The sequence below is a fragment of the Clostridium cibarium genome, assembly GCF_014836335.1.
Classification (GTDB): Bacteria; Bacillota; Clostridia; order Clostridiales; family Clostridiaceae; genus Clostridium; species Clostridium cibarium.
The window spans coordinates 16,995-29,295 of record NZ_JACSRA010000008.1 but is presented as its reverse complement, the minus strand read 5'-3'; the positions used below and the strand labels follow the sequence as shown (position 1 = coordinate 29,295).

11 protein-coding genes are annotated in these 12,301 nt (G+C 29.9%); all 11 read left to right on the top strand.

The window, feature by feature from the left end:
• Positions 1 to 890 precede the first annotated feature (890 nt).
• Complete coding sequence (locus H9661_RS06535; RefSeq protein ID WP_191767974.1) at positions 891 to 1,244, top strand: response regulator; 354 nt, start codon at positions 891 to 893, stop codon at positions 1,242 to 1,244.
• Positions 1,245 to 1,400: 156 nt separating this feature from the next.
• Positions 1,401 to 2,165 (top strand): TipAS antibiotic-recognition domain-containing protein, encoded by a 765-nt coding sequence (locus H9661_RS06530; protein ID WP_191767973.1) that lies wholly within the window; start codon positions 1,401 to 1,403, stop codon positions 2,163 to 2,165.
• Between the two features lie 261 nt (positions 2,166 to 2,426).
• Positions 2,427 to 3,776, top strand: coding sequence for an FIST signal transduction protein (locus H9661_RS06525; protein ID WP_143315932.1), 1,350 nt, complete (start codon positions 2,427 to 2,429; stop codon positions 3,774 to 3,776).
• A gap of 45 nt (positions 3,777 to 3,821) precedes the next feature.
• Positions 3,822 to 5,297 (top strand): PAS domain-containing sensor histidine kinase, encoded by a 1,476-nt coding sequence (locus H9661_RS06520; RefSeq protein WP_143315931.1) that lies wholly within the window; start codon positions 3,822 to 3,824, stop codon positions 5,295 to 5,297.
• Between the two features lie 161 nt (positions 5,298 to 5,458).
• The gene (locus H9661_RS06515) at positions 5,459 to 6,721 is read left to right on the top strand and encodes an ammonium transporter (RefSeq protein WP_143315930.1); all 1,263 of its coding nucleotides are present in this window, start codon (positions 5,459 to 5,461) and stop codon (positions 6,719 to 6,721) included.
• A gap of 43 nt (positions 6,722 to 6,764) precedes the next feature.
• Complete coding sequence (locus tag H9661_RS06510) at positions 6,765 to 7,121, top strand: P-II family nitrogen regulator (protein WP_143315929.1); 357 nt, start codon at positions 6,765 to 6,767, stop codon at positions 7,119 to 7,121.
• 27 nt (positions 7,122 to 7,148) lie between these two features.
• Complete coding sequence (locus tag H9661_RS06505) at positions 7,149 to 8,279, top strand: iron-containing alcohol dehydrogenase (protein ID WP_191767972.1); 1,131 nt, start codon at positions 7,149 to 7,151, stop codon at positions 8,277 to 8,279.
• 183 nt (positions 8,280 to 8,462) lie between these two features.
• Positions 8,463 to 9,188: an amino acid ABC transporter ATP-binding protein gene (locus H9661_RS06500; protein WP_143315927.1), complete on the top strand. Its 726-nt coding sequence runs from the start codon at positions 8,463 to 8,465 to the stop codon at positions 9,186 to 9,188.
• A gap of 57 nt (positions 9,189 to 9,245) precedes the next feature.
• Positions 9,246 to 10,112, top strand: coding sequence for a substrate-binding periplasmic protein (locus tag H9661_RS06495; protein WP_143315926.1), 867 nt, complete (start codon positions 9,246 to 9,248; stop codon positions 10,110 to 10,112).
• Positions 10,113 to 10,135: 23 nt separating this feature from the next.
• Complete coding sequence (locus H9661_RS06490; RefSeq protein WP_191767971.1) at positions 10,136 to 10,843, top strand: amino acid ABC transporter permease; 708 nt, start codon at positions 10,136 to 10,138, stop codon at positions 10,841 to 10,843.
• A 94-nt stretch (positions 10,844 to 10,937) separates the two neighbouring features.
• A complete protein-coding gene (locus tag H9661_RS06485) occupies positions 10,938 to 12,149 on the top strand; it encodes a PucR family transcriptional regulator (protein WP_191767970.1) in 1,212 nt (403 codons plus the stop codon).
• The last annotated feature ends 152 nt before the right edge of the window (positions 12,150 to 12,301 follow it).

Genomic DNA, 12,301 nt, shown 5'->3' with positions numbered 1-12,301 from the left:
ATTAACAAATGGATTTTACTTAAATTATTAGAAGTGCCAAAAAGACTAAAGAGAAGTTTAGGGTAAAACTTTGATAAGAAAAATGTATTATATCATGTTTAAATTCTCATTGTAGGATTTAGATGTTATGAGTGGAACTAATGATATACTGATGATAAGTTGTATAAACAAATAATCGGCGATGAATCTTTACAATTATCAAGCTTCCTACCAATGCAAAATAGTTCTAAGTTTTTGGTATAGAATAAGAGTGTTACAAATTAATAGCGCTGATTTTCCCGAAAAAGTACTATTAGTTATAGAAAATTTGCTTTGTTAGTCATTAAACTTCTCCAATATTCAATTATTATTTGCTGGATATTAATTAAAAATCCATTAATTATTTTTTATCATTTATAGAATAATATATATATTCTACAAAAATATTGAAATACCTCTACTATATACTAATTTATCAATAAAATGTATTCAAATGTTGCTTGTATATAGAAATTATAATGTTATGTAATATGATTGATAGAGTAGAGCGTTGATTTGTTATTTAGTTAGTATACAATGAAGCTTGCAAAAGGAGATTTTATACAAATGCTTTACATAATATTACTTATGTGTAAAAAAGATGAATTAGAAACTCGCATTCTTAGTGGAGTAATGTTTTATAGTTTAATATATGGGACTAATGAACAATCGAACTAAAGTTCATACAAATTTTAACGACAAAAAAAGGATTATAATAATAAAATATGACAAACCACCAAGTGTATTGACAAAAATGTGCAATTTTTTATATAATTAAAGATGTGTGAAAGCGTTTTTTATAATTAAATGTTTTGGAAAGAATTATTAATGTTATATAGAATATGATTTAAGAAATTAGGGAAGGTGAAGTTATGAAAAAAGTTCTTATAGTAGATGATGCTTCATTTATGAGAATTAATCTTAGAAAGATATTAGAGAAAAATGGGTTTGAGGTTGTAGGGGAAGCAGCTGATGGATTAGAGGCAATAAGAAAGTATTTTACACTTAAGCCAGATATTGTAACAATGGATATTACAATGCCTAAAATGGATGGTATTGAAGCACTTAGGGAAATAAAAAATAAAGATTCATCTGCAAAAATTATTATGATTTCAGCTTTGGGTCAAGAAAAGTGGGTTAGAAAAGCAGTTATTCAAGGTGCAATAGGATTTATTGTGAAACCATATAAAGATGATTATGTTGTTCAAGCATTAAACAAGCTATAAGAATTATTTAAGATTAATGGGAAGTTTCTATTAAAAAGACTTAACCCCCTATAGTAAAATAAGCATTACTATAGGGGGTTAATGTTTTAATTGCTAAGGTATTGACGTTAACGTTACGTGAAGGTATATAGTTTTCTTGTAAGGAAGGTGAAATTTGTGGAATATACAGTACAAAAGCTAGGAAAGTTAGCAAGTGTTAGTACCAGGACACTTAGATATTATGATGAGATAGGAATTCTTAAGCCGGCAAGAATTAATTCATCAGGATATAGAATTTACGGAGAAAATGAAGTTGATAGATTGCAACAAATACTTTTCTATCGAGAACTAAGTGTGAGCTTAGAAAGTATAAAAAATATATTACATAATCCTTCCTTTAACGAAGAAAATGCGCTTAGGGAACATCGGAAAAAACTTATAGAAAAAAGAAATCAAATAAATGTTTTAATTGAAAATGTTAACAAAACTATTGCTTTGAAAGAAGGAAAATTAAGAATGAATAATGAAGAAAAATTTGAAGGGCTTAAGAAGAAGTTTATTAAAGAGAATGAAACGAAATATGGTAAGGAAATAAGGAAAAAATATGGAGAAGGAGTAATTGATAAATCAAATTTTAAAATAATGAATATGACAGAAAAGGAATATGCTGAAGCTAAAAACATTGAAGAGAAACTTAGAGAAGTTCTATCAGAAGCTTTAAAAACTGGTGATCCAAGTAGTACAAAGGCTCAAGAAGCGGCTGAACTTCATAGAAATTGGATTGAATTTTATTGGACTGAATACAGTAAAGAAGCTCATGCGGGTCTTGCGCAAATGTATGTAGAGGATGAAAGATTTAAAGAGTATTATGATAAATACGAATCTGGAACAGCAGATTTCCTAAGAGATGCAATTCTAATTTATACAGGTATGAAAAAGTAATTATTAAAAGACTTAAAGTGATTATATATCATTTTAAGTCTTTTTCTTATAAAGGAGCTAAATAATCATAGTAATTCTAAGATGATAGATATAAGAAACTAAACTATGAAATTTATAAAAAACTTGCAGTAATTATTAAATTAAATAACCCCAAATGATAAAGAATAAGTAAGTTATAGAAAAATATGTTATAATACTGCTATGTTTTGGTAATTTGTAGATTGAAATCAATTATGAATAATATGAAGGATGTGAGGAGTTTTGTCTGGGAAGGTAAAGGAAATTATTGATGAAATAATTGAAGAACGATCTAAAGGAAATCCTGCAATTAGAGAGATGACTAAAGCAAAATTGATTTTAAAAGGACTTAATCCTAATAAGTTTAATAGATATTCATATGATGATCCGAAGATAATAGAAAAACTTCGGATAATAGAAAAAGAGTTAATTGGTAGGAAAGTAGAAGATGAGAAGCTAAATATAAAATCAATATTTTCAGAGGAAAATTCAGAAGAGGATGTTGTGCTAGATATTAAAAATAAATTTAAAAATTTCAGTGCGGATCTCATTATATTTTTTTCTTCTTCAAATTTTAATCAAGGAAAGTTAAGTTATTTAATGAAGGAAACTTTTAAAGATAGTACAATAGTTGGATGTTCTACTGCAGGGGAGATGGTAAGTGGACAATTGCTAAATAATGCGGTTGTAGCTATGGCTATTAATTCAAATGTCATTTCTGATATGAAGTTGGAAGTGATTAAGGAAATGGATAAAGGTTTAAACTTGGAGCCAGCTTTTAGGTCGTTTGAAAATTATTTCAAAGAAAGTCTATATACAATGGATATAGCAAAATATGTTGGATTGGTTTTAATTGATGGAATAAATAAAAAACAGGAAGAAGTTATGGACTTAATTGGAAATAGGACTAACATATTTTTTGTAGGAGGAACAGCTGCTGATGAGGGCAAACATGTAGAAACTCATGTATGTGCTGATGGGAAGGCATATACAGGAGCAACAGTTCTTTTAATGTTAAAAATAAATGATGATGCTGAGTTCAATATTATTAAGACACAAAGTGTTAAAGTTTTAGAGAATACACTTATTGCCAATAAGGTTAATGAGGAGACTAGGGAAGTAATAGAATTTAATAATATGCCTGCTGTTGTAGCATATGCAGATGCGGTGGGGGCAGATTCAATAGATGATGTAAAAAAATACTTTAAGACAAATCCAGTTGGATTGATAGTAGGGGATGATGATATTTATGTGAGATGTCCTGAAAAGTTAAATGATACTAGGATGGAATTTTGCTGCAAAATACTTAATGGTATGGAAGTTACTTTACTAAAAACAACAGATATTATTAAGGATACTAAGAGAGCTATAGAAAATGAAATTAGTGAAAATGGAAAAATCGAAGGAATTGTAAATTTTGATTGTATATATAGGATTGAAAAGATAAAGAAGAATGGTCGTCAAAAAGAATATGGGGGAATATTTAAGGATATACCTACAATCGGTTTTTCTACATATGGAGAGGAGTTTATAGGACATACAAATCAAACTTCTACAATGTTAATTTTTAGATCAAAGAAAAAAGATAACTAATAATACAAATAGTAAAAATATTCTATAATATTGGAGTAATAAATTATGGATAACTTGATGAATGAACTAAAAAAAAGTCAATTAAAGAATAAGGATTTAGAGATAGATAATAAAGATTACGTTAATAAAATAAAAAAGATTAATGAGGAATTAATAAAAGAAAATACTGAATTAAAAAGTAGATTAAGAGAAAAGACGAAACAATTAGAGGATATAACTGTAGAACTTAAAGATTTTAATATTATGTTAGAAGATGAAATAAATGAACGTACAAAAAGTGAAGAAGCTTTAGTGGAAAGAGAAAGACAATTTAGATATGCTGTTGAAGAGGCACCAGTGCCAATTATGCTATATACTGAAGATGGGAATATAATTAAGATAAATAAAACTTGGACTGATATTACAGGATATAAAATAGAGGACATTCCTACAATATCTGAATTGAAAAAAATTTCATCTGAACTTGCAACAGTACTAGAAAACACTATGATGAGTAAATTTAATGACTTTCAGAAGAAAAAGAATGATGGTGAAGTTTGTATATGTACAAGTAAGGAAGGAAATAGAATTTGGGATTTTTATTCGGCTTGCATAGGCACATTACAATATAAACAAAAATTATTAATGGTGGTAGCTATAGATATTACTGAAAGAAAGCAGGCGGAAGAGTTACAAAAAAGTATTCAAGAGGAAAGAAAAAGATTATATGAAATTAAAGAGTATGATAGGATTAAAACAGAATTTTTCTCTAATATTTCCCATGAATTAAGAACACCAATTAATGTTATTTTCTCAGCAGTTCAGCTACATGAAATTAAGTCAAAAGAGTGCAAATGTAAAAATGCATCTTTATATATAAATAAATATACTGGAATAATGAAACAAAATTGTTATCGTCTTTTAAGGCTTGCGAATAATTTGATTGATATAACTAAAATAGATGCTGGATATCTGGATTTAAATGAAGTAAATGTAAATATAGTTTCTACTGTTGAAGATATAACTACTTCTGTAGCAGCCTATATTGAAAATAAGGGATTGTCATTAATATTTGATACGGATGTAGAGGAGAAAATTATTGGATGTGATCCAGAAAAAATTGAAAGAATTATTTTGAATTTATTATCAAATGCAGTCAAATTCACTCCAAGTGGGGGAAAAATAATGGTTAATATAGAGACTAACTCAGAAAATGTTTGTATAAAGGTAAAGGATACAGGAAGGGGGATTCCAGAAGAAGAGACGTATTCTATATTTGAACGATTTATACAAGTTGATAAGTCTCTTGCAAGAGACCATGAAGGTAGTGGAATAGGACTATCTCTTGTAAAATGCTTGGTGGAACTTCATAGTGGAACAATATCGGTGAAAAGCAAAGAACATTATGGAACAGAATTTATCATAAACATTCCTTGCAAGTTAGTTGAAGGCAAAGCTTTAGATAGAAGTAAGCAGTGTAACAATAAAAGTGAAAGTTATATTGAAAAGATTAATATAGAGTTTTCAGATATATATAATTAAAAGATAAGAATTAATAGTTGTACAATGTGCACTAAAATATTGTTTAGTGTAGTTATAGAATATACAGTTTAAATATGCTACTCTTATTAAGACAAAGATGTCTTTATCATTGGATAAAGGCATTTTTTTATTATAAAGTTTTACATATAAGGGGGAGTTATATGAATATTAATATATCTATTGATAATTTATGGGTGATATTTGGTGGCATTTTAGTGTTCTGGATGCAAGCTGGTTTTGCTATGGTTGAAACTGGTTTTACAAGATCGAAGAATGCAGGAAATGTTATAATGAAAAACTTGATGAATTTTACATTAGGTTCATTGATATTTTGGATTATAGGGTTTGGAATCATGTTTGGCTCCGATATAGGCGGGGTTATAGGAATGCCAAAACTTTTTGGAGCAGTGGATGGAAGCGCATATCCAAAAGGAATATCCAGTTACACTTTTTTATTTTTTGAAACAATTTTCTGTACAACAGCTTCGACAATAGTTTCAGGAGCTATGGCAGAAAGAGCAAAGTTTATTTCTTATTGTATATGTAGTGTTGCAATAGGAGCTATTATATATCCAGTTGCAGGACATTGGATTTGGGGTAATGGTTGGCTTTTTAAATTAGGCTTTCATGATTTCGCTGGAGCTACAGTAGTCTACTCAATTGGTGGATGGTGTGCATTAATTGGAGCAGCAATGCTTGGACCGAGAATTGGCAAATACTCAAAACATGGTAAGTCTACTGCTATTCCAGGACATAGCTTAACCCTTGGAGCACTTGGAGTATTTATTCTTTGGATGGGATGGTTTGGATTTAACGCTGCATCAAGTATGAGTATAACTGGGGAAGGATTGCTTGAAATTACTTCAAGGATATTTATAACTACTAATTTATCAGCAGCAGCTTCAACAATGACTACAATGATTAGTACATGGATTAAGTATGGTAAACCAGAGGTAAGTTTAACTTTAAATGGGGTACTTGCTGGATTAGTAGCTATTACAGCAGGGTGTGATGTTGTTACGCCTAAAGGAGCAGTTATTATAGGCATTATAGCTGGGATTGTTATGGTGTATGGTATAGAATTTATTGATAAGGTATTAAAAATTGATGATCCAGTAGGTGTAATTGGAGTTTATTGCATAAATGGTGGTTTAGGGACAGTATTAACAGGGCTATTTGCAGCTTATGGCAATTCACTTGGAGTATTTTATGGTGGAGGATTTAATCTGCTTATAATACAGTTAATTGGTGTAATAGCTGTAGGAATTTGGTCAGTTGTGGCGGCAACTATATTATTTAGAGTAATTAAAGCAATTGTAGGATTAAGAGTTACAAGGAAAGAAGAAATAAGAGGTCTTGATATAGAAGAACATGGATTAGAAAGTAGTTATGCAGATTTTCAAAGTATAGATTTAAATATGTAGATAAATTGAACATGAAAAATAGAGTGTTTAAGGGGGAAATGGTATGGATAAAATTACGAAGGTGGATATTATAACAAGGAAAACTAATTTTGAAGAATTAAAAACTGCACTTGCTGAAATAGGAGTTATGGGAATGACAGTAACTCAAGTAGTAGGTTGTGGAACTCAACAAGGTGACATAAAATATTATAGAGGAGTTCCCATGGAAGTGAAGTTGCTACCTAAAATTAAAATTGAAATAGTAGTTTATGAAGTACCTGTAGAGAAAGTAGTAGAGACAGCAATAAAGGTTTTAAGAACTGGTGAAATTGGAGATGGGAAAATTTTTGTTTATGATGTGCAGCAAGTAATTAAAGTTAGAACGGGTGCAACTGGAAGAGAAGCACTGATTAATGAATAAAATAAGAATATTTTGGAGGAATTATTTATGAATTTTAGTTATTGTTTACCTGTGAATCTTTTGTTTGGAAGAGGAGAAATAAGCAAAGTAGGAAAAGAAGTCGCTAGATATGGAAAAAAGGTTCTTATAGTAACTGGTAAAAATAGTACAAAGAAAACAGGCTTACTTGATAGAACTGTAAACTTATTAGAAGAAGAAAAAGTAAAATATGAAGTTTTTGATAAGGTAGAACAAAATCCTCTTACTACAACAGTATATGAAGGTGTTCACATTATTAAAGAAACAGGATGTGATGTAGTTTTAGGACTTGGAGGAGGAAGTATTATGGATGCTGCTAAGAGCATAGCTTTCTCTGCAAAAAATGATGGAGATATATCTGAATATATATTTGGAATAAAGCAAGGAAATGAAGCGCTTCCAATAGTTTTAGTTCCAACAACTTGCGGAACAGGTAGTGAAGGAAATTGCTTTTCAGTACTCACTAATCCTGAGACTAAGGATAAGAAATCTTTAAGAACTAATGTGATTATTGCCAAGACATCTATCATAGATCCAGAGCTTATGACTACGATGCCTAGAAATATACTTGCATCTGTTGGTTTTGATGCTCTAGCACATAATATGGAGGCGTATGTTTCTAAAATAGGACAGCCATTAAGCGATATGCAAGCACTTTATGGAATAAAGTTATTGGCTGAACATTTACCTAAAATATATAATAATCCAGAGAATTTAGAATCATGGGAAAAAGTAAGTCTTGCTAGTACCCTTGGAGGAATGGTGATAGGAGTAGCAGGAGTAACAGCACCTCATGGTATGGAGCACCCTGCAAGTGGATTATATGATATTGTTCATGGAAAAGGACTCGCAGCACTAACTCCTATAATAGTAGAAGATTCATGGAGGTTTTCTAGTGAGAAATATAAGGATATATCAAAAATACTTGGAGGTAGTGGCGCTGAAGATTGTTCAGAAGCTATAATTGAATTTCTTAAAAAGATTGATTTGAAGGTAACTTTAGGTGAACTTGGAGTTAAAGAAAAGGATGTTGAATGGATGGCAGAAAATTGTATGAAAGTCTCAAGGCCAAGTATTATAAATCATCCAAGAAAATTTAATTTTGAAGAAGTTAAGGAAATTTATTATAGAGCATTATAGTTATCTGAGTTTTAAGATTATAAAATATGCATGATGCACAAAAAAAATGTTCTTAATGGGTATAGGATTTATGAGAATATTATGATAATATAAATCAATAGAATAATTTAAAATTGGATGCAAAGGCGCACTGAAATAAAAACAGTGCGTCTTTTTGTATTAAAAAAATGGGGGGCTAATAGGATGTATAAGGTATATGAGTTATCTAAAAAATTTGGGGATTTAGAAGTTTTAAAGAATATAAGTTTAGATGTTCAAGAAGGGGAAGTTGTATGTATTATTGGACCTTCAGGTTCAGGCAAAAGTACTTTTTTGAGGTGTCTAAATTTATTTGAAATCCCCACAGGTGGAAAGATGTATTATAGTGGCACCAATATTCTTGATAAGACGGTGGATAGTAGATGGCTTAGAGAAGAAGTAGGGATGGTATTTCAAAAGTATAATCTATTTCCTTTATATACAGTGTTAGAAAATGTCATGCTTGCACCGGTACTTACAAAAAAGAAGAATAAAAAAGAAGCAAAGGAGATAGCGCTTGAACTACTTGATAAAGTAGGGCTAAAAGATAAGGCAGCTGTTTATCCAAGAACTTTATCTGGTGGGCAGCAACAGAGAGTTGCTATAGCAAGAGCATTAGCGATGGAACCTAGAATGCTTTTATTTGATGAGCCAACTTCTGCTTTGGATCCAGAACTTGTTGGAGATGTACTAGACGTTATGAAGCAACTAGCAAAGGATGGAATGACTATGGTAGTTGTTACTCATGAGATGGGTTTTGCTAGAGATGTATCAGATCGAGTTATATTTATGGATAAAGGATACATAGTTGAAGAGGGAAGGCCAGAAGATATTTTTACCAATCCCCAAAATGGAAGAACAAAGGAGTTTTTATCAAGGGTACTAAATTAATTGCTGTACTAAAGTGAAGTTATGTAAAAATAATTGTGAAAAGGAGAAAATTAAATTATGAAAAAAATATATAGAAGACTATTATTATTTATTGTTATTGTTGTAAATTGTGTTGGATTAATGGCTGGATGTGGTTCTTCCACGTCAACGACGGGAAGCAAAGGAAAAGGTACATTAGAGACAATAAAGGAAAAGGGTGTGTTAACAGTTGCTTCATCAAATGATGCTCCATTTGCTTTTGTTGATTCTAAGACAAATGAATTTACTGGAATTGATGCAGAAATTATAAAAGAAGTAGCAAAGAGACTTGGTATAGAAAAGGTTGAAATGAAGCAAGTTCCTTTTGAAAACTTATTAGTAGAGTTAAATAACAACAGTGTTGATATGGTAACTGATGGAATGTACATTAAAGACGAGCGCAAGAAAAAAGCACTATTCACAAATATATGGTACAAGGAAGGGGAAGCAATTGTTATACCTAAAAGTTCAAATATTACAAAAAAAGAGGATTTGAAAAATGCATCATTAGGAGGACAAAAGGGGACTGCATTTTTAGAAATAGCTCAAAAATGGGAAAATGATGGGGCAATAAAAGAAGTTAAGGTATTTGGAAGTCAATCAGAATTAATGCTAGCTGCCAATACGGGAAAGATAGATGCATGTATAACAGATGGTATGGTAGCAGGTTATACATTATCTCAAGACAGTAGTCTTAACCTTAAAATGCTATCACCATATAAGGTTGAAGCCTCAGGCATGGTAGCAGCAGCTGTTAGAAAAGATGATAGAGAATTGGCAGATGCAGTAAATGGAAAAATTGATGAGATGAAAAATGATGGAACAATTCTAAATATACTAAAAAAATATGGGATGAATGAGGATTATTTTGTTTCAGCTGAAGAGGGACATACTTCGGACAAATAAACATTAAAAAGGAGACAGACAATATGGAGATTTTATCTAATTTAGATTTTAAAACAGCAATTCAATATTTGTTACCTTCATTAATTCAAGGGTTATGGATTGTATTAGAGGCAACAGTATTTGGATTTTTATTAGCAATTGTATTAGGACTTTTAATAGCAATTGGTCGTATCAGCAAAGTTAAAATATTAAGAGGAGTTTTAGTAGTTTTTTTGGAATTTATCAGGGGAACTCCATTATTAGTTCAACTAGTATATATGTATTATGTAGTTCCTCTTTTAATATCAATAATTATTCAAATTTGGAGTCCAGGGTATCAACTTAAGATTAGTTCCTTAGTTGCAGGTACGCTGGGCCTTGGAATAAATTATGGATGTTACATTTCAGAAGTTATACGTTCTTCAATAGTGTCAATAGATAGTGGACAAACAGAAGCAGCACTAGCACTTGGATTAACAAATAAACAAGTTTTATCAAGAATTATAATACCTCAAGCATTACGCAATGTTGTACCTGTTTTTGGGAATTACCTTGTAATGATGTTAAAGGATACTTCACTTTTGGCATATGTTTCAGTTAGTGAATTGTTATTACGGACACAAAGTTATGCATCACAATCTTTCCTAACAATTGAGTCATATACACTTTTAGCAGTGTTTTATTTAATATTAAGTTTACCACTTGCACAAGTAATTAAATTAGTTGAAAAGAGGATCCAAAAATTTAGTTAATTTATATTTAGAATAAATCTCTCTTTATTTATGAGAAAATATATGGTAAAAATATAATTAATAAAATAGATTTTCATAAATAAGGATGGATGCTATGTCAATTTCGGTGAGAGATATATTTAAATTAGATTCATTAAAAAAAATTAATCTTGTTGCAGGTGAGGCAGGATTAGAAAAGAGCATAGAGTGGATATATGTAGCTGAATGTTTTGAGAACCCATTAGATGGTATCAAGTGGCTACAAGGTGGAGAAATTATAATTATTACTGGTGTTGGAATTAAAGATAATGTAGAAATACTATTGAATCTTATTAAGGGTATCAGTGAAAAAAATGGAGCAGGACTAATTATAAATATAGGACCATATATAAAGAATGTATCAGAAGAAGTAATTAAGCTTGCAGATAGTCTTGAGCTACCATTATTTACATTACCTTGGGAAGTAAAGCTTGTTGAAGTATCTAGAGAGTTAAGTAATGCTATTGTGCTATCACGTATTGAAGAGAATTCTCTTACTCATTTTTTAAGCAATATTCTTTTTGGAGATAGGGAATTAGAGGGGAATGCTATAGAGAAAGCAGCGTATTTTGGATATAATTTATCTGGAGAATGTTTTATATGTGTCATAGATATCGATGGGTTTGAGAGGTTTTTAAAATTGAAAAATTTAGATGATGAGGTAAGTATATCTAAGATAAAAATAACATTTAGAAAAATAGTGCAAGATATATTAGAGAAACATGCATTAAAAGTTCCTATTATTGATAAAGATGATTCTGTTATCATTTTTAATAGAGCAGAAAAAAATTGTATGAGTAGATTGTTAAAATCAATAAATGAGATACAAGATGTATTAAAAAAGCGTATGGATGGACTTTCGGTAAGTGTAGGAATAGGAAATTCCTATAAAGATTTAAAAATGATGAAACAATCATTAAGTGAAGCAGAACTTGCTATTAATTGTGCGAAGTGTAAAGGGCTAGATGGGACCATTACAGAGTATAAAGATATAGGAATTTATGGGCTACTTTTCAGCATTAAGAATATTAGTATATTAGAAAATTACTTTATTAATACTTTAGGGCCAATTAGTAATGGTGATGATAATTTACTACAAATATTAGAGACTTATTTAAATGAGAATTGTAATATTACAATTACAGCAGAAAAATTATTTTTACATAGGAATACACTTAAATATAAAATAAAAAAAATAGAAGAACTTTTAAATTGTGATTTACACAACTTTGATGATTGTATGAAGGTGAAAATTGCATTATATATAAATAAAATTTTAAAAAAATAATATATATAGAAACTAGCTTATCATAAAATGTGATGGGCTTTTTTATTTGTTCAATTAGAAAATTCAATAATGTTCTAACTAAAATTACGAAGATAAAAAGTTCAACTTTATTATACACTTGCATAGTATTTAAATAAATAAAGAAATGGATA

Coding starts and splice junctions, on each gene's coding strand:
- H9661_RS06535 (WP_191767974.1), top strand. CDS start 891: ATGAAAAAAGTTCTTATAGTAGATGATGCTTCATTTATGAGAATTAAT.
- H9661_RS06520 (WP_143315931.1), top strand. CDS start 3,822: ATGGATAACTTGATGAATGAACTAAAAAAAAGTCAATTAAAGAATAAG.
- H9661_RS06515 (WP_143315930.1), top strand. CDS start 5,459: ATGAATATTAATATATCTATTGATAATTTATGGGTGATATTTGGTGGC.
- H9661_RS06510 (WP_143315929.1), top strand. CDS start 6,765: ATGGATAAAATTACGAAGGTGGATATTATAACAAGGAAAACTAATTTT.
- H9661_RS06505 (WP_191767972.1), top strand. CDS start 7,149: ATGAATTTTAGTTATTGTTTACCTGTGAATCTTTTGTTTGGAAGAGGA.
- H9661_RS06500 (WP_143315927.1), top strand. CDS start 8,463: ATGTATAAGGTATATGAGTTATCTAAAAAATTTGGGGATTTAGAAGTT.
- H9661_RS06495 (WP_143315926.1), top strand. CDS start 9,246: ATGAAAAAAATATATAGAAGACTATTATTATTTATTGTTATTGTTGTA.
- H9661_RS06490 (WP_191767971.1), top strand. CDS start 10,136: ATGGAGATTTTATCTAATTTAGATTTTAAAACAGCAATTCAATATTTG.
- H9661_RS06485 (WP_191767970.1), top strand. CDS start 10,938: ATGTCAATTTCGGTGAGAGATATATTTAAATTAGATTCATTAAAAAAA.